General features: G+C 64.2%; 23 protein-coding genes and 2 pseudogenes. 10 read left to right on the top strand and 15 right to left on the bottom strand.

Annotated features, from left to right (window positions below):
- Positions 1-82: 82 nt before the first annotated feature.
- Positions 83-1,087 (bottom strand): UDP-glucose 4-epimerase GalE, encoded by a 1,005-nt coding sequence (gene galE, locus AUC69_RS10780; RefSeq protein ID WP_069442274.1) that lies wholly within the window; start codon positions 1,085-1,087, stop codon positions 83-85.
- 125 nt (positions 1,088-1,212) lie between these two features.
- On the opposite strand from galE, the gene galU reads away from it, so the two are divergent.
- Complete coding sequence (gene galU / locus AUC69_RS10775) at positions 1,213-2,085, top strand: UTP--glucose-1-phosphate uridylyltransferase GalU (RefSeq protein ID WP_069442160.1); 873 nt, start codon at positions 1,213-1,215, stop codon at positions 2,083-2,085.
- Between the two features lie 10 nt (positions 2,086-2,095).
- On the opposite strand, the gene AUC69_RS10770 is transcribed toward galU, so the two are convergent.
- A complete protein-coding gene (locus tag AUC69_RS10770) occupies positions 2,096-3,682 on the bottom strand; it encodes an outer membrane beta-barrel protein (RefSeq protein WP_069442159.1) in 1,587 nt (528 codons plus the stop codon).
- 201 nt (positions 3,683-3,883) lie between these two features.
- Between AUC69_RS10770 and AUC69_RS10765 the strand changes: the two are divergent.
- Positions 3,884-4,882 (top strand): annotated as a pseudogene (locus AUC69_RS10765) (KpsF/GutQ family sugar-phosphate isomerase).
- A gap of 12 nt (positions 4,883-4,894) precedes the next feature.
- Here AUC69_RS10765 and AUC69_RS10760 read toward each other — a convergent pair.
- Positions 4,895-6,523, bottom strand: coding sequence for a B12-binding domain-containing radical SAM protein (locus AUC69_RS10760; RefSeq protein WP_069442273.1), 1,629 nt, complete (start codon positions 6,521-6,523; stop codon positions 4,895-4,897).
- 155 nt (positions 6,524-6,678) lie between these two features.
- On the opposite strand from AUC69_RS10760, the gene AUC69_RS18590 reads away from it, so the two are divergent.
- From AUC69_RS18590 to AUC69_RS17500, 4 genes and pseudogenes are all read left to right on the top strand, one after another.
- A complete protein-coding gene (locus AUC69_RS18590; RefSeq protein ID WP_083239339.1) occupies positions 6,679-7,527 on the top strand; it encodes an FAD-dependent oxidoreductase in 849 nt (282 codons plus the stop codon).
- Positions 7,421-7,720: pseudogene (locus AUC69_RS19045) on the top strand (FAD-dependent oxidoreductase); the annotation flags it as partial. The gene AUC69_RS18590 and the pseudogene AUC69_RS19045, both read left to right, overlap by 107 nt.
- An 87-nt stretch (positions 7,721-7,807) precedes the next feature.
- Complete coding sequence (locus AUC69_RS18585; RefSeq protein WP_342018581.1) at positions 7,808-8,182, top strand: glycerol-3-phosphate dehydrogenase C-terminal domain-containing protein; 375 nt, start codon at positions 7,808-7,810, stop codon at positions 8,180-8,182.
- A gap of 111 nt (positions 8,183-8,293) precedes the next feature.
- The gene (locus tag AUC69_RS17500) at positions 8,294-8,455 is read left to right on the top strand and encodes a hypothetical protein (RefSeq protein ID WP_158008088.1); all 162 of its coding nucleotides are present in this window, start codon (positions 8,294-8,296) and stop codon (positions 8,453-8,455) included.
- A 6-nt stretch (positions 8,456-8,461) separates the two neighbouring features.
- Here the strand turns inward: AUC69_RS17500 and AUC69_RS10750 are convergent, their stop codons facing one another.
- From AUC69_RS10750 to AUC69_RS10695, 12 genes are all read right to left on the bottom strand, one after another.
- Positions 8,462-8,914 (bottom strand): NfeD family protein, encoded by a 453-nt coding sequence (locus AUC69_RS10750; RefSeq protein ID WP_069442158.1) that lies wholly within the window; start codon positions 8,912-8,914, stop codon positions 8,462-8,464.
- A 12-nt stretch (positions 8,915-8,926) separates the two neighbouring features.
- Positions 8,927-9,907: an SPFH domain-containing protein gene (locus tag AUC69_RS10745; RefSeq protein WP_069442157.1), complete on the bottom strand. Its 981-nt coding sequence runs from the start codon at positions 9,905-9,907 to the stop codon at positions 8,927-8,929.
- A gap of 151 nt (positions 9,908-10,058) precedes the next feature.
- Complete coding sequence (locus AUC69_RS10740) at positions 10,059-10,469, bottom strand: hypothetical protein (RefSeq protein ID WP_069442156.1); 411 nt, start codon at positions 10,467-10,469, stop codon at positions 10,059-10,061.
- 90 nt (positions 10,470-10,559) lie between these two features.
- Entirely contained in the window at positions 10,560-10,874 is a 315-nt protein-coding gene (locus AUC69_RS10735; RefSeq protein WP_141700742.1) for a hypothetical protein, read from the bottom strand.
- 25 nt (positions 10,875-10,899) lie between these two features.
- Entirely contained in the window at positions 10,900-11,946 is a 1,047-nt protein-coding gene (gene hemH / locus AUC69_RS10730) for a ferrochelatase (protein ID WP_069442154.1), read from the bottom strand.
- 53 nt (positions 11,947-11,999) lie between these two features.
- A complete protein-coding gene (locus tag AUC69_RS10725; protein ID WP_069442153.1) occupies positions 12,000-12,425 on the bottom strand; it encodes an NUDIX domain-containing protein in 426 nt (141 codons plus the stop codon).
- A 411-nt stretch (positions 12,426-12,836) separates the two neighbouring features.
- Positions 12,837-13,499, bottom strand: a complete 663-nt coding sequence (locus AUC69_RS10715) for a peroxiredoxin (RefSeq protein WP_069442151.1) — start codon at positions 13,497-13,499, stop codon at positions 12,837-12,839.
- A 212-nt stretch (positions 13,500-13,711) separates the two neighbouring features.
- Positions 13,712-14,275 carry a type 1 glutamine amidotransferase domain-containing protein gene (locus tag AUC69_RS10710; protein WP_069442150.1) on the bottom strand — a complete coding sequence of 188 codons (564 nt, stop codon included), beginning with the start codon at positions 14,273-14,275 and terminating at the stop codon, positions 13,712-13,714.
- 77 nt (positions 14,276-14,352) lie between these two features.
- The gene (locus AUC69_RS10705) at positions 14,353-15,243 is read right to left on the bottom strand and encodes a nickel/cobalt transporter (RefSeq protein WP_158008087.1); all 891 of its coding nucleotides are present in this window, start codon (positions 15,241-15,243) and stop codon (positions 14,353-14,355) included.
- 233 nt (positions 15,244-15,476) lie between these two features.
- Complete coding sequence (locus AUC69_RS10700; protein WP_069442148.1) at positions 15,477-16,163, bottom strand: DUF1007 family protein; 687 nt, start codon at positions 16,161-16,163, stop codon at positions 15,477-15,479.
- 160 nt (positions 16,164-16,323) lie between these two features.
- Positions 16,324-16,494, bottom strand: coding sequence for a Flp family type IVb pilin (locus tag AUC69_RS16395; RefSeq protein ID WP_083239336.1), 171 nt, complete (start codon positions 16,492-16,494; stop codon positions 16,324-16,326).
- A gap of 235 nt (positions 16,495-16,729) precedes the next feature.
- Positions 16,730-17,266, bottom strand: a complete 537-nt coding sequence (locus AUC69_RS10695; RefSeq protein WP_244500213.1) for a L,D-transpeptidase — start codon at positions 17,264-17,266, stop codon at positions 16,730-16,732.
- Between the two features lie 463 nt (positions 17,267-17,729).
- Here AUC69_RS10695 and AUC69_RS10690 point away from each other — a divergent pair, with 463 nt between their 5' ends.
- The 4 genes from AUC69_RS10690 to AUC69_RS10680 all read left to right on the top strand — a co-directional run bounded on the left by AUC69_RS10690 (position 17,730) and on the right by AUC69_RS10680 (position 20,205).
- A complete protein-coding gene (locus AUC69_RS10690; RefSeq protein WP_069442146.1) occupies positions 17,730-18,380 on the top strand; it encodes an ImuA family protein in 651 nt (216 codons plus the stop codon).
- A 114-nt stretch (positions 18,381-18,494) separates the two neighbouring features.
- The gene (locus AUC69_RS16390; protein WP_342018580.1) at positions 18,495-18,884 is read left to right on the top strand and encodes a Y-family DNA polymerase; all 390 of its coding nucleotides are present in this window, start codon (positions 18,495-18,497) and stop codon (positions 18,882-18,884) included.
- Positions 18,866-19,843, top strand: coding sequence for a DinB/UmuC family translesion DNA polymerase (locus AUC69_RS10685; protein ID WP_083239334.1), 978 nt, complete (start codon positions 18,866-18,868; stop codon positions 19,841-19,843). The genes AUC69_RS16390 and AUC69_RS10685 overlap by 19 nt, the downstream gene beginning before the upstream one ends.
- Entirely contained in the window at positions 19,840-20,205 is a 366-nt protein-coding gene (locus AUC69_RS10680) for a PHP domain-containing protein (RefSeq protein ID WP_069442145.1), read from the top strand. Before AUC69_RS10685 ends, AUC69_RS10680 begins: the two co-directional genes overlap by 4 nt.
- Positions 20,206-20,305 lie beyond the last annotated feature (100 nt).

The raw sequence follows: 20,305 nt of genomic DNA, 5'->3' as shown, positions 1-20,305 counted from the left end.
CTCAGCGATCCAAGCGATTCGACACAAGGACCCTGATTGTGCAGAGCGTATTGGACGCTGAAAAGGCGAAAACCGTGAAACTCTAGGACGCGGCGCGGGAGCCGGCGCGATGGTCCCTCAACCGCTTCTCCCAGGACAGCGCATCCTCGACGATCGTGTCGAGATTGTTGCGCCGGGGCTCCCAGCCCAGCACATCGCGGATACGATCGGCGCCCGCCACCAATGCGGCCGGATCGCCCGGCCGGCGCTCGGCGGTGCGAACCGCGAAATCCGTGTGCGAAGCCCGCTTCACCGCCTCGACCACATCGAGCACCGAGTAGCCCTCGCCATAGCCGCAGTTCAGCACGATGCTTTCTCCGCCCGCGCGAAGATAACGAAGCGCGTCGAGATGGGCGCGGACAAGATCGCTCACATGAATGTAGTCGCGGATGCAGGTGCCGTCCGGCGTCTCATAGTCGGTGCCGAAAACTTCGAGATAGGGCCGCATACCGAGTGCCGCCTCGGACGCCACCTTGATCAGATGCGTCGCCCGCGGGCTCGACTGTCCGCTGCGCCCTTGCGGGTCGGCGCCGGCGACATTGAAATAGCGCAAGGCCACGAAGCGTAAGGGATGCGCCTTGGCCGTATCGCCCAACATGGTCTCGGTCATCAGCTTGGAGCTACCGTAAGGCGAGATCGGCTGAAGCACCGCGTCCTCGGTGACCGGATTGATTTTCGGAATTCCGTAAACCGCGGCGGTCGACGAGAAGATGAAGTTCGGGATCTTGGTCTCCACCGCGCAAGCGATCAGCGACCGCGAATTGCAAGTGTTGTTGAGATAATAGCCGAGCGGATCGGCGACCGAATCTGGCACGACGATGGAGCCGGCGAAGTGAAGGATCGCGTCGACGGAGTTCCGCAGCAGAAGCCGGCGCACCAGATTGTGGTTGCCGACATTGCCCTCGACGAACTTGGCGCCGTCGGGGACCGCCCAGCGGAAACCGGTGGACAGATTGTCGAGGACGAGTACGTCCTCGCCGGCCTCGAGCAGCTCGAGCGCCATGTGACTGCCGATGAAGCCGGCCCCGCCGGTGACCAGAACGCTCACGATCTTTGTTCCCCGCAATCCGATTTGCAATTCACTGCTAGCTATCGCAAAGAGGTTGAGGGACTTCTAAGCACCGGGGCGGGCAGACCGCCTCGCAACCAACCGTTAAGCCTAACGAGGACTGAATGCCTGCTCGCGTCCGCAAGGCCGTGTTCCCCGTCGCGGGGCTCGGAACCCGATTCCTGCCGGCCACCAAGGCCATGCCGAAAGAGATGCTGACCGTGGTCGACCGGCCGCTGATCCAGCACGTGGTCGACGAGGCGCGCGCCGCCGGGATCGAGCATTTCGTCTTCGTCACCGGCCGCAACAAGGGCGCCATCGAGGACCATTTCGACAAGCAGCCCGAGCTCGAGGAGACGCTCGCCGCCCGCGGCAAGACCGCGGAGCTCGAAGCGCTCGCCGCCGATCTCCCCGAAGCAGGCTGCGTCAGCTTCGTGCGCCAGCAGGAGCCCTTGGGGCTCGGCCACGCGGTGTGGTGCGCGCGCGACATCATCGGCGACGAGCCCTTCGCGCTGCTCCTGCCCGACGTGCTGGTGCAGACGCCCGGCAAAGGCTGCCTCGCCCAGATGCTCGATGTCTATGACAAGCACGGCGGCAACATCATCGCCGTGGAGCCCGTGCCCGACGATCAGGTGAAGAATTACGGCGTCGCCGCGGTCGGCGAGGCCGACGGCAACGTGTTCCCCATCACGGGCATGGTGGAGAAGCCGGCGCCGGGCACCGAGCCGTCCAACCTCACCATTCTCGGCCGCTACATCCTGCAGCCTGAGATATTCGGTCTTCTATCGGAGCAAGAGAAGGGCGCCGGCGACGAGATCCAGCTCACCGACTCGATGCTGGCGCTGCTCGCCAAGCAGCCATTCTACGCGGTGGAATATGAGGGCCGCGCCTTCGACTGCGGCTCCAAGCCCGGCTTCCTCGCTGCCAATATAGCCTATGCATTGGAGCGGCCGGAGCTGCGCGACGCGGTCCTCGCCGAGATCAAGAAGCTGATCTGAGCGGACAGCCTCAGTGCCGGATGCGCATGCCGATCCGCACTTCGTTTTGGTCGAAGTCGCTCAAGCGATCGGTGGAGAAGAAGTCCGTATACTCGTAGCGGGCATAGACCGACAACGTCGGGTTGAAATAATACTCGGCCGATGCGCCGCCCTTGAGCCGCTCGTCGACGAGCGTGCTGCCGGCATAGTCGGCGATCTCATAGGACCCGAAGCCGCGCACCACGAGATAGCGCCAGAAAGCATGCTGCAACGAGAGCTCGTAGAAGCGGTCGATGGCGCCGAGCGAGTCCACGAGCGTCGAGGTGCTTACCTGCGAGCGCGCCAGGAACTCGACCATGGTCATCGGCGTCGGCATCCAGATGACGTCGGCGTTGATCAGCATCCCTTCGATCGGCGACACGGATTCGTCGATGGACGTCTGCTCGCCCCAGCCGAGGCTGAACTCGCCGGTCAGCGTGCTGCTGACCGCGAAGGTCATGCCGGATAGCAGCTCATAGCCGGACGAATCGCGCGTGACGCCGCTGACGCTGACCGGCTGCTTGTAGACCTCCTGGCTGATTCCGCCCTGGACGAAAACCCCCATTTGGGGCTTGAGCTCATAGGTGCCGCGCAGCGTCAACTCGTCCTCACGATAGTCGCGGACGTCCTGCGTGGGGATGACAGTGGGCGTGGGATCGATGACACCGAATACCCCGCCGCCCAGGTCGCTGTAATCGTAAGTGGCAACGGTGCCTTCGAGATCAAGCGTGAGCCGGTTGAAGGTGTGATCGGCGCCCGCGGTGATGTGCTCTTCCTGGACGTTGGTCTGAACGCCGGCGATGTCGGTGAGGCTGATCGAGTTGCGCCCTTCCTGGGTCTGCGACTTGCCGAGCGCGAGCTCGAGATGGGTGCGCCGGGTCACATCGAGACGGCCTCTGAGTTGGGCGAAATACGTCTTGTCGTCCTCGACGCTGAAGTCGTTGTACCAGCTCCGGTCGGCGTCGAACGAGGCGCTGAAGAAATGCCGGCTCCAGTTCGACTCGAGCCGGACATTGGGGGCGACCTCGAGGGCCACGTCCGAGCGCGGGTCGGTGCGCGTGCCGAGCACGTTGTCGGTGAGGATGGTGCCGATCTCCGCCTCGGTGAACAGCAGGAAGCTGCCGATTCTCATGCCGGTCGGCACGTAGGGATCGAGTTCGTGGCCCTTTGGCGGCAGCGGAATCTGCTCCAGGTCGTCGTCGACGCTGGGCGGCGCGAGCAAAGGCTCGCCGGCGGCATTGGTGATGCCGAATTCGGGAACCGGAGGGATTGGCTCGGCCCGCTCATCGCCAAGCCCACCCAAGGGCGGCGGCGGCGCGGGCGGTGCCGGCAACAGAGAGCTGTCGTCGGCGAGGTTGTCAGACGCCGCGGCCCCGGTATCGGCGCCCCCTTGCTGGCTGCCGGTGGATTGACGCTGTTTCCGCAGGATGGAGGAAGCCGGATTGCCGCCCTCTTGCGCGCCGATACTGCCGCGCAAAGGCGGGCCCGCCGCATCTTGAGCGGCGGCCGGCGCCAGGATGGCGGCGGTTAGGGCGGCAGCGAGCGCGCCCGCTGCGCTGGACGTGTGGCGACGCGGCAAGGACGCACCCTCGATCGGCGCTGGGAGAACCCTCGGAATCCACGATATTGTGGCTCCTGATCCCAGGCCCGTTTGACAGCTCAAGCCTAGGAGCAAGAGGGTTAACGAGCCGTTTAGGGCTGTTTCGAAATGGCCCCGTCTTGGACCTTCCGCCGCCTTAATCCGTGCTAAAATCCGAACTGTCACAAAGGGGGAACACCAATGTCGCTCGGCCTGAAGCGGGATCCATCGCCACAAGAGGACCGTAACGAGGCGGTTGCCTCTGCAACGCGGACCCTCCAATTGGAGACCGAAGGCCTGAGCGCGCTGCAAGCCGCGCTCGGCGCGCATTTGGCCGACGCTTCGCCGAGGCCCTGGACATGCTCCGCGTGTGCCGCGGCCGGGTCATTGTCACCGGGATGGCAAGAGCGGCCATGTCGCAGGTGGCCGCGACCCTCTCCTCCACGGGCACCCCCGCCTACTTCGTCCATCCGAGCGGCGAGCCACGGCGACCTCGGCATGATCACCCGCGATGACGCGATCCTTGCCTTCTCCTGGTCGGGTGAAACCGTGGAGCTCGGCAATATCGTCTCTTATTCACGGCGCTTTGCCGTGCCGCTCATCGCGGTGACCTCGAACCCCGACTCGACCCTCGGCCAGGCTGCGGAGATCGTGCTGGCCCTACCGCAGGCGAAGGAAGCCTGCCCCCACGGGCTCGCGCCGACGACCTCGACGGTCATGCAACTGGCTCTCGGCGACTGCCTCGCCATCGCCCTGCTCGAAAGCAAGGGCTTCACGGCGATCGACTTCAAGGCGCTGCACCCCGGCGGTCAGCTCGGCGCGCGCCTGAAATTCGTCGGCGACTTGATGCATAAGGGGGATCGGCTGCCGCTCGCTGATGCGAGCCTCGTCATGTCGGAAGCCATCGTGGTCATGACCGAGAAGGCCCTGGCTTGTCTCGGCGTCGTCGATGGCGACGGAATGCTTCAGGGCATCATCACCGACGGTGACTTGCGCCGCCATATGGGCTCGTCGCTCCTGGGCAAGCGCACCGCGGAGATCATGACGCCGGCGCCGAAGACGGTCGCGCCCGATCTCCTAGCCAGCGCGGCGCTCGAGGTGATCAACGCCTCGGCCATCACCACCCTCTTCGTCGTCGAGGACGGTCGCCCCGTGGGCATCATTCACGTTCACGATCTGCTGCGCGCCGGCGTCGCTTAGGCCGTCGCCCGATCAGGCAACCGCGCGCTCTTCCACCGGCCGCTTGGCCCGCGAGAAGGACCGGCCCGCGTCGGGCATGGCGCCGCTCCCGTCATCGACCTGCGCCATCGCATGCGCCAGCGCGGCGTAGTGATAATGCATGGCCACCTTGATCGTGTAGATGAACAGGATATGCGGCTCGCGCCAGCGCTGGCGCACCACGCGCGACAGCTGCTGCTTGTAGCGCGCCCGCAAGGCGTCGTCTTTCACCACCGACAAGAGCCTCGAGGCCACGGCGCCGAACTTTACGTAGTTGAAGAAGCTCCGCTTGAGCCAGGCCACGGGATGGCTCTTCCAATAGGGCAAATGATGCAGGACGAATTTGAAGTCATCGTCGATGAACTGTCCGTCCAGCCGGCCGAAATAGGCATCGGGATCGTAACAGTCCTGCATCACCTGTATGAATCCGTCGCGCAGCGCCTCGGGAGACATGCCGAGGGGCACGACATTGGTGCCGTATCGCTCGGCCGCCTCGTCGTCGTTCAGCCGCCCGGCTTGCTTGAGCCGATCGTAAAGGGGCGTGGTCGGGATGGCGTGCAGTAGACCGATGAGCGCCGCCGAGATGCGCGCATCGGCAAGAAACCGTGGCATCACCTGAAAGATCGACTCATCGTCGTTATCGAAACCGACGATCATGCCGCACCACACATCGAGACCGCGCGCCTGGATGCGATGCACCCGCTCCAGCAGCGAGCCGGCATTGGGCCGCACATTCTGCAGTTTCTTGGTCTCTTTCAGGGATTCTTCGTTCGGTGTCTCGATGCCGATGAACACGCTCTGGAAATTGGCGAGTCCCATCAGCTCCATAAGCTCGTCGTCCTCGGCGAGATCGAGCGACGCCTCGGTGAACAGCGTCAATGGATAGGCGCGCTCTTGCTGCCAGGCGATGATGTCGCGCAGCACCTCCTTGATCGCCTTCTTGTTGCCGATGAGGTTGTCATCGACGACGAAAACAACCGTAAGCCCGGCGCGCTCGAAAGATTCGAGCTCGGCCAACACCTGCGCGCTCGACTTGAGACGGGGGCGCCGGCCGAAGGTGACGATGATGTCGCAGAATTCGCAAGTGAAGGGGCAGCCCCGGGAGATCTGCAGGCTACCAAACATATAGCGATCGGCCTTCAGCAGATCGACTCGCGGCAGAGGCAGGCTCGCCATGTCGGTTTTCTCGGTCTGCTCGTAGCGGTCCTGGTGGGTGCCTTGCTCCCATTCCCGCAAGAAGCGGGGCCATGTCTCGTCCGCCTCGCCGAGGAAAATGACGTCGGCAGCGCCGTCCAAGATCTCCGGCTCGACCGTGGCCATGGGGCCGCCCACCACGACCATGACGCCGCGGGACTTGACCTCGTCGAGAATTTCCAGGAGACGCGTGCCCTGAATGCTCATGCCCGTCAGACAGACGAGATCGGCGCGGCCGAGACGGTCGAAGTCGATTTCCTCGACATTCTCGTCGATCAACGTCACCTGGTGATGGTCGGGAACGAGCGCCGCGAGCAACGCAAGACAGGACACCGGCAGATTGGCGCGCTTGCCGAACAGGGGCATGCAATGCTCCAACCCCCAGAAGGAAATGTCGAAGCGCGGATTGATGATGACGATATCTGCCATAGTTCCTTCCGGGTGGCCGTTGAGCACAGCAGTCAGTGTAGAGTAGGCATGACAACATGGCGATAGCAGGCCGGAAGACGCCAAAAGCCTCGTTAAAGGCAGTTAATCCTTCGTCCCCGCCCGCGCGCCTGGGGCAACTCTAGGATCAGAACGTCGTGACCACGGAAACGTTCGACCTTGTCATCATCGGCGGCGGCATTCATGGCGCCGCGGTCGCCCGCGACGCCGCCGGTCGCGGCCTGAAAGTGCTGCTGGCCGAGAAGGGCGACTATGCCTGCGCCACCTCCTCCAACTCCTCGAAGCTCATCCATGGCGGCCTGCGCTATCTGGAACATCTCGAGCTGAAGCTCGTGCGCGAATCCCTGGTCGAGCGCGCCGAGCTGCTCCGCGCCGCTCCCCATCTCGTGACTCCGTTGAAATTCCTCCTTCCCATCTACGACTGGCAGACGCGCAGTGCTTGGCTCGTCCACGCCGGCCTCACGCTCTACGACCTGCTGTCCATGGGCGACGGCTTGCCGGCGAGTGGTCGGGTCTCGTCGGCGGAGGCGGAAAGCCTCCCCTATCTGCGCCAGGACCACCTGAGCGCCGTGCTGCATTATCACGACTGCCAGACCGATGACGCGCGCCTGACCTTGGCCGTGGCGCTCGATGCGCGCGCCCGTGGCGCCGACATTCTCAATCGGCGTGCCGTCATCGCCATCGCGGCCCTGGAGAACGGCTATGCCGTCGAACTCGATGAGCGCGGACAAAAGCGGCGGATTGAGACCCGTTTCATCGTCAACGCCGCCGGGCCGTATGCCCCCCAGGTCGATGCCCTGACGGAGGCCGCACCCGAGTCCGCAACCGCTGCGGCTCGTGCGCGGCAGCCATATCGTGCTGCCGATGCCGGACCCGCCCGCACCGTGCGCCTATACGCTGCAAGACGACGGCGAGCGCATCGTGTTCGTCATGCCATGGCTGGACGCGCGCTTCCTGGTCATCGGCACCACCGACGTCCCCCATGAAGGCGATCCCGGCTCGGCCCACTGCTCTGCCGACGAGAAGGCCTATCTGGTCCAAGCCTATAATCGCTATTTCACCTATCCGGGCAGGACGGTCACCGAACGGGACATCGTCTTCACCTGGTCGGGCGTGCGCGCGCTCCATGGCGGCTCGGAGGAGAAGCCGAGCCGCATCAGCCGCAGTCCCTCGCTGGCGGCCTGCGCACAAGGCACTGGCGGCTTCATCACACTCTATGGCGGCAAGCTCACCACGCACCGCGCCCTCGCCGAGGACACGCTCTTCATGCTCAACACGTTTGGTTTGGAGATGAGCGGCCCGTGGACCAAGGACGTGCCGCTTTACGGCGGCAGCCTGAACCGCGAGATGCTTCTCGCCCACGCCGAGGAAGGCCCTGAGGAAATTCCCTTGGCGACGCGCCGGCGCTGGACCCTCACCTATGGCGATAAGATCGAAGATCTCTTCGCCCGCATCGGCGCCGACGCGGGGGCTGCTACGGAGATTGCGCCAGGCGTACCTCGCGCCGAACTCGACCATGTCGTCGAGACCGAGGACGCCATGACGGCTGACGATTATCTCCTACGCCGCACCAAGCTACACCTCCTCCTCGACGAGGTGGGACGCGAGGCGGTAGGGACATGGTTCGCTGCCCGGACTTGATCACGCACAACCTGAAAAGAGAGAAACCATGTCGCGCTACACCGTCCGCCCGGGCCTCCGCTACAAGGCCACAATCGCCCTAGGCCTCTTCCAAGCGCGGCCTCCAACGAGATGGTCGCCGACAAGTTCCGCGAAGTCGGCTTCACCGACGTCGTCGTCACCGGATCGGGCCGCACGCGGTTGGCCATGGGCTCCTGGCCGCACGCGGAGAAGTCGGCAAACATTCCAGACGAGATCAAAGAGATTCACGAGATCGGCCAGATCGAGGTCTGAGCCGTCCTAAGCCGGCCCGTCGGCCGGCTCGACTTTAAGCACCGACCCGTCCACGCCGACCACCTTGATCCGCGTGCCCTTGGGCAGCGCCGGCCCCTCCACCCGCCAGATCGTATCGCCGGAATGGATGCTGCCGCGCCCATTCACGATCGGATCGACGAGGTCGAATGAGTGGCCGACGAGCTGGGCGGCGCGCTGGTTCAAGAGCGGCTGATCGGACTCCAGCGGATGCTGGCGCAGATATCGATTGGCGATCAGCACCGCAGCGAGCGACAGCCCGCAAAACCAGATGAGCTGCCACTGCCAGCCGAGGTCGTAGCGGAACATGATGAGGCCGGTCACCAAGGCTGCGAGCCCGAACCACATGAAGAATATGCCGGGTGCCACCAGTTCGAGGACAAACAGGGCGGCGGCGAGAATCATCCAACTCCAGGCGCCAAGCTCGAGGATCGCTTCCATCACCGGTCCCCGCTAGACGCTTGGCACGGACCCGCGTCCGCGCTGGCTGCCCTGCGGCTTCGCCCCGGACGCATCGCCCTTATCGCCGAAAGCCTCTCGCGCGATCTCGCTGACGCCGGCGATGGCCCCGATCACCGACGACGACTCGAGCGGCAGGATCAGCACCTTCTGATTGTCCGCCTCGGCCAGCGCCTTGAGCGCGCCGATATAATTGTTGGCCACGAAATAATTGATCGCTTGCGCGCTGCCTCTATTGATGGCCTCGCTAACCATGGCGGTTGCTTTGGCCTCGGCTTCGGCCTCGCGCTCGCGAGCCTCGGCATCGCGATAAGCCGCCTCGCGGCGCCCTTCCGCCGCCAGGATTTGCGCCTGCTTCTCGCCCTCCGCAGAGAGGATCGCCGCTTGGCGCTCGCCCTCGGCCACGAGGATCGCCGCACGCTTGTCGCGCTCGGCCTTCATCTGCCGCGCCATGGAGTCGACCAGGTCGCGTGGCGGCTCGATATCCTTGATCTCGATGCGGGTGACCTTGACGCCCCAACTATGAGTGGCGTCGTCGACCACCTTGAGCAGGCGATGATTGATCTCGTCGCGCTCGGACAGAAGCTTGTCCAAATCCATCGACCCCATCACCGTACGGATATTGGTCATGGTGAGGTTGAGGATGGCAACCTCGAGATTGGTCACCTCATAGCTCGCCCGGGCGGCATCGAGAACCTGGAAGAAGGCGACGCCATCGACCCGCACCATGGCGTTGTCCTTGGTGATGACTTCCTGGCTCGGCACCTCGACCACTTGTTCCATCATGTTGAGTTTGCGCCCGACGCGATCGATGAACGGGATGATCAGGGTGAGGCCGGGAGTGAGGGTCCGCGTGTACCGGCCGAAGCGCTCGACCGTGTAATTGTAGCCCTGCGGCACGATCTTGACCGCCGAGATGACAAGAACGACGAATAGGACGAGCAGAACAAGGACGAAGATGTCGAAGCCGAACATATGGCACTCTCCCCAGGTGACCGGCGCCGCTGCCAGTTGAGCTTAAGCGTATCGCACGCGCCTTGATAACGGCAGTCCATTAAATGGTGGAGACCCAACGGCGTATAAGGGGCCGGGCCGGCCCAGATGCCCGCTTTGTGCGGTGCATCACTCACTGCGGCAAGAGCTTGAGGATGTCTTGCGCCGCCGCATCCGCCGCGGCTTCCGCCGCCGTGCCCCAGTGCCGGTCGAGCGAGCCTTTGCGGATGACCTTGACCTGGGTGACATTGCCGATCCGCGTGCCTTCCGGGCCGAAAATGGTCCAATCGATGCGGATGTTTTCCTTGCCGCGCTCCGCCGGCGAGAGTCTCACGGTGCCTTGGATTTCATAGGCGTTGACCTGGGGTGTGCCGGTGACGGTAAACCCCTCGTTGAGAAAGCGGTTGGACAGGGCGCGTTCCAGCGCCTGCTCGCCGTCGCCGGGCGCGCCGGCGACATCGATGAATGCAGCGGGTCCGTCGGCGCCCCACGCCGGCGCCAGCAGCAAAAACAAGCCAAAACCCAAGATGGCCGCGCGTCGCATCGTCCCCTCCTCGCGCAAAATCCGGCCGCAAGATACGCGTCCGCTGGCGCCTCTCCAACCCTTAGGGGCGGCATTTGGCAGGCGTGCGACTTAGCACCGCTTTTTCGCCCGCCGCAGCGCCGCAAGCTTACGGTCGATGGCGCGCGCCCAATTGCCCGTGGCGATGGAAACATTCGTGCCATAGGTGCCGCCAATGATGTTGAGAGCGGCAAGCGCCGGCGCCACGGATTGCACACCGGCGAGAACCCGCTGATCGTTCTGAGCTTTTTCCTGCTCGAGCGTGGCGATCTGCTTGTCGATGCGGGCGCAATTGGGCTGCACCGCGTCGATCTCGCGCATGGTCATGGGCGTGGCGCACCCGGCGAGGAGAAGACTCAGGCAATAGGCCGGTAGTCCTCTGTGCATGACCCCCATCCCCCCGCAGTGCGTCTTACAGCCAGCCCTTGAGCTCCTGCTCGATGAGATGGACGAGCACGCGAATACCGCCTTCACTGTCGTTGAGGCACGGGATGAAGCTGAACCTCTCGCCGCCATGCTCCAGGAAGATGTCTTTGGCCTCGCCCGAGATTTCCTCAAGCGTCTCGACGCAATCGGCGGCAAAGCCGGGCGTGAGGATGGCGATCCGCTTCACCCCATCACGCGCCAGCGCCTCCACCGTCTTGTCCGTATAAGGCTGTAACCATTCGGCGCGGCCGAAACGGGACTGGAAGGTGAGTTTCAGTTTTTCGCCGAGGGGCCCGAGCGCCGCGCGCAGGGCATCCACCGTCTCCATACACTGGCACTGATACGGGTCGCCCTTGTCCACATACGCCTTCGGCAGTCCGTGGAACGAAGCGATGATCACTTCCGGCTCGAAGTCGAGCGTTGCCAGATGCGCGCGGATGGAATCCGCCAGCGCCTCGATATAGACCGGGTCCGTCGGATAGGGCGGCACGGTCCGGAGCGCCGGCTGCCAGCGCATCGTCTTGAGCTTGTCGAACACCGTGTCGTTCACGGTCGCGGTGGTCGCCGCCGCATATTGGGGATAGAGCGGAAACACCAGGAGCTTCTCACAGCCCTGCTTGATCAGAGCCTCGACCCCGGAAGCAATGCTCGGATTGCCGTAGCGCATGGCCCAATCGATGACGAGCTCCTCGCGGTGTCCGAGCTTGTCCGCGATCTTCTCGGCCTGCGCCCGGGTGATGGTGCGCAAGGGCGACTCGTCGAGCTCTTCGTTCCAGATCGAACGGTAGGCCTCGCCGCTTTTCGACGGCCGCGTGGTGAGCACGATGCCGTTCAGGATCAGCCACCAAATAACCCGGTTCACTTCGATCACGCGGCGGTCGGAGAGGAACTCCTTGAGATAGCGCCGCATCGACCAATAGTCGGTGTCGTCCGGCGTGCCGAGGTTGACCAGAAGCACCCCGATCTTGCCAAAGACACCCGCACGGCAATCAAAGGGCTCAGCGAAAGCATCCGTTCGCGGCGTTTCGTTCATTCCGGCCAACTCCTCAGGCTCAGCCCCTAGATAAGGTATCGAACCCGACGCGCCTAGTCTTCAGCCGCAAGCGAGGCCAAACGCTCCGCATCCTCAAGGATTTGCGCGTGATCGAAAGCCAGGGCCTCCCCCCGCCAGTCGGCCACCCATTCGGCAGCCTCGGCGTCGTCGCCGGCCCTTGGGGGCATCGCTGCGGGCAGCCGGGCCAGGAAAGCCGCGCTCACCGTATGCCCGCGCGGGTCGCGCCCGGGATCGGAATAGACGCCGACGAGCGTGAGCTCCGCGACCTCCAAGCCGGTCTCCTCGCGCACCTCGCGGCGGCAGCCGGCTTCGACCGTCTCGCCGATATCGACGAACCCGCCAGGCAGCGCGAAGGCGCCCTTGAACGGCTCGTTCTTGCGGCGAATGAGGAGGACGCGCCCGTCAGGGTCGTGGATGACGCAATCGACTGTGAGCGCTGGGGTCTTCGGCAGTCCCATGGAGCCAGTCTAGCAAGTTGAGCCGAGCCGCGGAGGTTCAGCGATCGTCCTGCGACAGCCGCCGGGCCTCCCTAAGTGCCATGGCCAGGAGGTAGGCCAGAAAGTCGAACCGCCTGGACTTCGCGACCTTCATCAGGGGCGCGATTTGTTCAGCGATCTGCTTGGCGCACTCGCGCGGGTCTTCCCCGCCTCCGGATAAAACCGGACTGCTTGGATCAGACATTATTTCTGCCCGGTGTTCTGGCCGGCCCCGAAGGCACCGACTCAGCGTTCCATTTGGCCACGAACCGGTATGATTTGTAGGCCCTCGCTTCTAGCACGAAGCTGCCGAGCCCATCCAATTGAAATTGTCCGTGTTCCACCGGCATCTGTGGCCGGCGTCCGAACCGACATGTGAGGGCAGCGATGTCCTCAATCCTTAGGCTGCGGCACGATCCGGATATAAGGCTTCGGCGCCGTCCACCCGTCGGGGTAGATCGTCTTTGCCTCATCATCGGAGACCGAACCGGCGATGATGACGTCGTCGCCTTGCGTCCAATTCACGGGCGTCGCCACACGATGCTTGGCGGTGAGTTGCATCGAATCGATGACCCGCAGCACCTCGTCGAAATTGCGCCCCGTGGACATCGGGTAGATCAGGATCAGTTTGATCTTCTTGTCCGGTCCGATGATGAACACGTTGCGGACGGTCTGGTTGTCGGCGGCGGTGCGGCCGTCCGACGTCCCGGTGGTGCCCGCCGGCAGCATGCCGTAGAGCTTGGCGATCGTCAGGTCCGGGTCCCCGATCATGGGATAGTTGACCGCGCTCCCTTGCGTGTCCTTGATGTCCGCCACCCACTTCTTGTGCGTCTCGACCGGATCGACGCTCAAGCCGATGAGCTTCACGCCCCGCTTGTCGAACTCGGGCTTGATCTTGGCCATATAGCCTAGCTCGGTGGTGCAGACCGGGGTGAAGTCCTTTGGATGAGAGAACATGACGGCCCAGGAACCACCGAGCCACTCATGGAACCGGATCGGACCTTCCGTGGTCTCGGCCTCGAAATCCGGGGCGGTATCACCAAGTTGCAGCGCCATGACGACTCTCCTGCTTCTGGGAACAAGCGTCTGAGACCTCAAATTTAGGGCGTCTTACGCCACTCCCGCAATTCCACTGCGACAATAAGAAATACCATTCTCGGCGCCGCAAGTCGTTGGCAACCGGCTTGCCCAGAGTCGCCTCGCGGAAACAAAATTTGGGCCGGAACGCGTGTTCCAGCCCAAATGTCCGCAGTCGAATGAAGGCGTGATCAGGCGACCTTGCGGGCTTGATGGGGGCCCTCCTGCACTTCTCCGATGATCTTGGCACAGAAGGCGTCGAGATCGTCCGGGTTGCGGCTGGTGATAAGTCCCTCGTCGACGACGACCTTCTTGTCGACCCAGTGCGCGCCGGCGTTATTCACGTCCGTCGCCATCGAGTAATAAGACGTCATCTGGCGTCCTTTGGCGATGCCGGCTTCCACCAGCACCCAAGGTGCATGGCAGATGGCCGCAATCGGCTTCTTGCTCTCGAAGAACTCGCGCACGAAGGCGACGGCATCCTGATCGGCGCGCAGCAGATCGGGATTGATCTGCCCGCCCGGAATGACGAGCGCGTCATACTCATCGACAATGACCGCATCGATCGTCCGGTCGACATCGATGGACTCGCCCCAATCGCCATCCTTCCAGCCACGGATCTGGCCGACCTTGAGGGATACGATATCGACCTTGGCGCCAGCTTCTTCGAGCTTCTCTTTCGGCACCATCAGCTCCGACTGCTCGAAGCCGGTTGCCGCCAGGATCATGATTCTTTTGTCGCTGATGTCAGCCATGGGGGGCTCCTATACTTTTGGGTGTGGCTTTGACGGTCAACGCGCCAAGCCCCCAGAATGTTTCGGAAGCCGGAAAATCAGTCGGAATTAGAAGGGTCTAGCCGGACCCAGCGACGCGGCAAACAGAAGAGGCCCGCGGTGAGCACCACCAAGGCGCCGCCGATGGCGCATGTGGTCCATACGGCCTCCGCCCAGCGTTCGTTCCCGCCGCCAAGCTTCAACACAAGCTCACGCGAGCCGAGCGCCAGCGTCGCCAGAACCGCCACCGTAATCGCGGTGCCGAGCGCCATGGCGAATGTGGCGGCGACTCCGGCCCAGAACAGTCCTTGCGTGAGGGCAAAGACGAGCACGAGGATAGCCCCCGAGCACGGCCTGATGCCGACCGAGACCACCACCGCGAGAACCTTCCGCCATGACAGCGGCCCGGCAATGTCGGCAACGTCCACCATGTGATTGCACGCCTCGCCATCCGCATCATGATGATGGTCATGGCCGTGCGTGTGATCATGGTTGTCGTGATCGTGGCGCGCATGCGCGGCCTCTTGCGGTGTCTGCCGGCGCCGCCACAGACGGATGAGCTCGGTCAACAGAAGATAGAGACCGACCAGCGCGATCATTGCGTAGCTCACCGTCTCGAGCTGGTTCGTCCAGGCATTGACCTGAAAGCCCGTGGCGTTCAGCGCGACAAGCAACAGGCTGACGAGCGCCACCGCCGTCAGCGCTTGGAGCCCCGCGGCAAGGAAGGAAATCAAGATGCCCCGCCGCACCGTCTCCTCGTTGGCCACGACGTAGGACGAGATAATGGCCTTGCCGTGCCCCGGACCGACCGCATGCACGACGCCATAAACGAAGCTCAACCCCGCGAGAAAGAGCGCCGCGCCGATGGCATTGCCGCTCTTGAGATTCTTCACGGCCGTCGCGAGCTGACGCTGCATTGTCTGTTGGGTCTGCGCCACCCAGCTCAGCACGCTGCCCAAGGGGCCTTTGGCACGGAGGGGTGCCGCCTTCGGTGCTGCTGCGGCCTTCCCGCCAAACGCCGGCGGCGGTGATTGTTGCTGTGCCGGCGCTCCGAACGCCGAAGGCGGCGGCGTTTGGGCCGACGCCGGCGCCGCGGCGAGTATGAGCATCGCAACCCCGACAATCGCCAAGCCAAGTACCAAGCTCAAGCCGGCGCCAAAACGCGTGACCGCAACAAAACTTATCATTGGGAAACGCACTTCACACGCATGGTTTGTGCGAATTGCGAGCCATAGCTCGAATTGGGGCCGAGCTGGCTGAAGAAGGCTTCGCTCAGCGCCTTCGCCGCTTCGGCGCTCTCGGGGTCGGGCTGATCCACCTCGGCCGTGCAGCCCGAGGCGGGCGTGCCCGCGATCTTGACCGGCGCCTTCTCGGCGAAGCCGAAAGCGACGAAGAAGGACGGATCGTAAACGTCGATGTCGACATCCTTGGGTCGGGGGTCGATCGGCGTTTCGATAGGCAAGGTGAAATGCAGGGTCAACACGGTGTTGTCGTACTCGACCCAATAGTCCACCGGCGGCTTGAGAGGCAGAAAATTGTCCTCGCCGTGGAGTCGGACGAAGGTGAAGTAATCGAACTCCTGCAACGAATCGACATTGACCTTGGCCAACGGCTCGAGCTCTTCCTTCGAGTAGACGCCATCCCCGTCGGCATCGAGGCCCTGCACCGCCATCGCGGTATAGAACTCATCGAACGTCCAGGCGTGTCGAATACCGATGATCGTGTGGTCGGGCCCGAAGACGATCTCCGAGCGCACGGTGGCCCAGACATGCGGATGCGCATCGCTGCGCGGCGCAGAGCCGGCGAAGGCTGCGGCGGCGATGATGGCAGACAAGAGAAGCTGGCGGCCTTTAAGACCCCGTCGCGGCAAGGCTAAGCTCCCTCAAAGGTGAGCCCGTGCTTAAGCGCGAATTATGGAGGATTGGGGGCTAGGCCTGCAACGCCGGGCAAACGGCGGAAGCCCAAAAACAGCGGGATCCAGCTCCGGCAGGAGCTGGATCCGCTTAGTAGACGTCTAAACGCCGCTTGGCTTAGCTGACCTTCAGCTTGCCGGCGAGGTCCGAGAAGAGGCTGGTCAGGCCGCCGGACAGCGAGGCCATGGCCGTGATGATAGCCGTGGCGATACCGGCAGCGATAAGGCCATACTCGATGGCCGTGGCGCCCGACTCGTCCTTGACGAAGCGTGCAATAGAAGTCCTCATTTCGACACTCCCTTTGGATCAGAACTCACAAATGGCCCCGCACCGCGTCACCATGTTCGTCGGTGGAACCTGACGCACAAGGTAGCGGCCACCAGTTAGATACAGGTTAAATTGATCCAACAGACTCGGGCTGCTCAGGGTAAACAAATCGAAAATAGGAAAACTCAGAAATCACGCAAATTCGCCAATTTTTGCTTCAAGTTTACAGAAGCTTTGTCTTGTCTTTACCGCGCCTTTACCACATCACAACAACGCGGGTTCCAATAGGGACCCGCTGGTAGAGGTCGGCGACGTCCTGATTGAGCATCCGGATGCAGCCATGGCTGACCTCCTGCCCCACCGTCCAGGGCGCGTCGGTGCCGTGGATTCGGTAGGTGGTCTGCCCGAGATACATGGCCCGCACCCCTAGCGGGTTCCGCGGATGGCCGCCGGGGACATAAGCCGGCAGATTCGGATTTTCCCGCCGCATGTCGGCCGTTGGGGTCCAGCCGGGATTGACCCGTTTTTCGCTGACATAGGTCGTTCCGGACCACCGGGCGTCGCCTTTGGGCGCGCCGATCGGGTAGCTGATCGCCCGTTGCTCGGGCAGCACGAAATAGAGTCGGCGCTGGCTGAACTGGACAAGGATGGTGCCCGGCTCGTAGCCGGCGGGCATCGCCACGAGGTGGCGGCCGGCCACCCGCTGCGGCTGGTAGGAATCCCCGAAGGCATCGAAGAGACCTGCCGCGGCTTGGCCTGGCAGAAGGGAAAGAAGCATGGCTGCTACGGCCATGGCGGGTGCCGCGGACCGGGGACCGAGGATACGCATAACAAAACCCCCGTTTTACTGTCCCCCCTTTGTCGGGTGATTCTGGTTAGCGAAATGCAAATGCCTGTCTCGTCGGGAGGCAAGGCGATCTGCCTGAAATCCTCGAGGTGAGCAGGCCTCCTTGACTCCCGCTTCGACTCTGCTTAGAACAAAACAAGAACGAGCGTACCGGTAAGTGTGGAGAGTAAGTCGTGCGTAACAGCGTTCCAGACGGCGATAGTGGTGATCTCGTTCCGCCGGCTGGCGTTGAAGAAAGAGCAGGCGGGTCTCCGGGAAGGGTCCTGATTGAGCAGCTACGGGCTTCGATTCGTGCTCTCGAGCAGTTCCCGTGTCCCTGGCCTCACCCCCCGCACCGGGCGCGGCCCTTTCCCGCCCCGCCTGCTCTTTATCGGCCTCTCATCCCTCCAACGACAATCGGGACAATCCCTTGGCCGCCCTGTGCCAAGGAGGGCTCCACGAGATCAAGCCGCACGCTTACCGCGACACGCCCGCAGGCCTCGGCTTCATCCTGTCGGTCATCGCCCAGGCTCTGACAAATTGTCGCGGGCCCGTGCTGTGGTGTCTGACCCGGGCCGCAGGCCAGGAATGGGGCCACCCCTATGGGCCGGGCCTTCTGCGCGCCGGTCTCGACCCCGCACGCTTCCTCATTGTCGAAACGCGCACCGACCAGGAGAGTGCCTGGGCCCTGGAGGAAGGCCTGAAGAGCGGCGCGCTCGCCGGCTGCGTCGCCCAACTGGCGATCAAGACCCCGCTTACCGCCCGCCGCCTCGGCCTTGCCGCGCAAGCCGCCGGCACCCCGTGTCTTCTCCTCTCCCCCCACGGGGCGGCCGAGGTGCCCGGCACGCGCTCCCGCTGGCGCATTGCCACGGAGGCCAGCGCCCATGTCCCTTTCGACACGAGCGCCCCCGGCACCGCCTGTTGGCGCCTCTCCCTCGAGCGTTGCCGGGGCGCGGCGCCGGGCGCGGACTTTCACATGGAGGCCAGCCATGAGCCGGATCCTCTCCGTGTGGCTGCCGCATCTTCCGATCGAGCGGCGGCGGGAGAACGCGGCAAGCGGTGGCACGCCTCCGCCGGATGACCGGCCTTTCGCTCTCGTCGGCAGCAATTCGCATGGGCTGACCCTCACCGCCGTCAATGCACGGGCTCTGAAAGAAGGTCTGGCCCCCGGCTTGGGCCTCGCCGCGCCCGCGCCATCTGCCCGCGGCTTCTCACCGCACAGGCCGCGCCCAACGAAGATGCCGACGCGCTGCTGGCTCTCGCCCGCTGGTCGTCCCGCTACAGCCCGACCCTCAACGTGGACGGCGACGATGGTCTGTGGCTCGATATCACCGGCGTCTCCCATCTTTTCGGCGGCGAGAGCGCCCTCCTCGCCGACCTCGAGAAGCGGCTGGCGGGCGCCGGCCTCACCGTGCGGCTCGGGGCAGCCGAAACCCTCGGCGGGGCGCACGCGCTGGCCCGCTTCGCGCGCGCTCGCCGTGCATCGCGCCCGCCGGCACGCTCCGCGCCACATTGGCAAGTTTCCCCATCGAGGCCTTGCGTCTTCAGCCTGAGACAGCGCACCTGTTGCGGCGGCTCGGGCTGAAGCGTGTCGGCCAACTCATCGAGGTGCCGCGGGCGAGCCTCGAACGCCGCTTCCATTCACGGGATATGGCGCAAGCCGTCTTGCACCGTCTCGATCAGGCGCTCGGCCAACGCGCCGAGACACTGAAACCTCTCCTGCCGGCATCTGACTTTGTGGCCCGGCTGGCCTTTCCCGAGCCGCTCATCACCCATGACGGTGTCATCGCCGGTCTCGGCTACCTCGCGGGTGAGCTGGGCCGGATCCTGGCACGCGCGAACCTCGGCGCCCGGCGCGTGGCGCTGTGGGTCGCCCGCACCGACGGCTCCGCGACCGAGATCGCCGCCGGTTTGAGCGCACCGTCTCACGCAGCAGCGCATCTCGTGCGCCTGTTGCAGGACAAGCTCGAGGATATCGACATGGGTTTCGGTGTCGATCTCATGGCGCTGGCCGCGTTGATCACCGAGCCGCTGCACCCGACCCAAACGAGTCTCACCGAGACCGGAGAAATCCTCGCGCCCGAAATCCTGATCGACGCCTTGGCCAACCGTCTCGGCATCCGCGCGGTGCGCCGCCTCTTTCCCCGGTCGAGCTACATTCCCGAGCGCGCGCAAAGCACGCGCGGCGCGTTTGCCGGCGTGCCAATCTGGCCGCATGAGGCTTCCGCCAAGCCGCCACGGCCGTTGTGTCTGCTCAGCCGGCCGGAACCTGTGACGGTCCTTGCCGAAATTCCGGAAGGACCGCCGGCGCGCTTCACCTGGCGGCGCGTGAGCCGCCGCGTGGTCAAGGCGCAAGGTCCTGAGCGGATCGCGCCGGAATGGTGGCGCGCGCTGAACCTCCTCGCCGGGACCAGCTTAAGGACGCGCGACTATTACCGCCTCGAGGACGAGGACGGCTGCCGCTATTGGGTGTTCCGCGAGGGCCTCTACGGCGACGGGGAGGACGAGGCCCCCGATTGGTTCCTGCACGGGGTGTTCGCATGAGCGGCCCGCCAAGCTATGCCGAGCTCGACGTCACCTCGAACTTCACCTTCCTGCACGGCGGCTCTCATGCCGAGGAACTGGTGGCCTCGGCGAAGGCGCTGGGACATGCGGCCATCGCCGTCACCGACGCGAACACGCTGGCCGGCGTGGTGCGCGCCCATCTCGCCGCCAAGGAGGTCGGCATCCAATGCTCGTCGGCGCGCGTCTTGTCCCGCAGGATGCCCCTCGCCTCTTGGCTTACCCAACGGACCGCGCGGCTTACGGACGGCTCTGTCGCCTCCTCACCCTCGGTCAGCGCCGGGCCGAGAAAGGCCAATGCACGCTTTATCTCGACGACATTGCCGACCATGCCGAAGGCCTGATCTTCATCGCGCTGCCGGACGACAATCATCCCTCCCCCTGCAAGGGGGAGGGAGTCGCTGCACAAGGTGCAGCGGCGGGTGGGGGTCATGCGACGACGAC

This window comes from Methyloceanibacter superfactus, assembly GCF_001723305.1.
Lineage (GTDB): Bacteria > Pseudomonadota > Alphaproteobacteria > Rhizobiales > Methyloligellaceae > Methyloceanibacter > Methyloceanibacter superfactus.
Note: the sequence above shows the minus strand (reverse complement) of the source record. Positions and strands in the feature narration are given on the sequence as shown.

Excerpts from the sequence above, each read along its gene's own strand:
- galU (WP_069442160.1), top strand. The coding sequence starts at position 1,213 with ATGCCTGCTCGCGTCCGCAAGGCCGTGTTCCCCGTCGCGGGGCTCGGA.
- AUC69_RS10760 (WP_069442273.1), bottom strand. The coding sequence starts at position 6,523 with ATGGCAGATATCGTCATCATCAATCCGCGCTTCGACATTTCCTTCTGG.
- AUC69_RS18585 (WP_342018581.1), top strand. The coding sequence starts at position 7,808 with ATGCTCAACACGTTTGGTTTGGAGATGAGCGGCCCGTGGACCAAGGAC.
- AUC69_RS17500 (WP_158008088.1), top strand. The coding sequence starts at position 8,294 with ATGGTCGCCGACAAGTTCCGCGAAGTCGGCTTCACCGACGTCGTCGTC.
- AUC69_RS10750 (WP_069442158.1), bottom strand. The coding sequence starts at position 8,914 with ATGGAAGCGATCCTCGAGCTTGGCGCCTGGAGTTGGATGATTCTCGCC.
- AUC69_RS10745 (WP_069442157.1), bottom strand. The coding sequence starts at position 9,907 with ATGTTCGGCTTCGACATCTTCGTCCTTGTTCTGCTCGTCCTATTCGTC.
- AUC69_RS10740 (WP_069442156.1), bottom strand. The coding sequence starts at position 10,469 with ATGCGACGCGCGGCCATCTTGGGTTTTGGCTTGTTTTTGCTGCTGGCG.
- AUC69_RS10735 (WP_141700742.1), bottom strand. The coding sequence starts at position 10,874 with ATGCACAGAGGACTACCGGCCTATTGCCTGAGTCTTCTCCTCGCCGGG.
- hemH (WP_069442154.1), bottom strand. The coding sequence starts at position 11,946 with ATGAACGAAACGCCGCGAACGGATGCTTTCGCTGAGCCCTTTGATTGC.
- AUC69_RS10725 (WP_069442153.1), bottom strand. The coding sequence starts at position 12,425 with ATGGGACTGCCGAAGACCCCAGCGCTCACAGTCGATTGCGTCATCCAC.
- AUC69_RS10715 (WP_069442151.1), bottom strand. The coding sequence starts at position 13,499 with ATGGCGCTGCAACTTGGTGATACCGCCCCGGATTTCGAGGCCGAGACC.
- AUC69_RS10710 (WP_069442150.1), bottom strand. The coding sequence starts at position 14,275 with ATGGCTGACATCAGCGACAAAAGAATCATGATCCTGGCGGCAACCGGC.
- AUC69_RS16395 (WP_083239336.1), bottom strand. The coding sequence starts at position 16,494 with ATGAGGACTTCTATTGCACGCTTCGTCAAGGACGAGTCGGGCGCCACG.
- AUC69_RS10695 (WP_244500213.1), bottom strand. The coding sequence starts at position 17,266 with ATGGCCGTAGCAGCCATGCTTCTTTCCCTTCTGCCAGGCCAAGCCGCG.
- AUC69_RS10680 (WP_069442145.1), top strand. The coding sequence starts at position 19,840 with ATGAGCGGCCCGCCAAGCTATGCCGAGCTCGACGTCACCTCGAACTTC.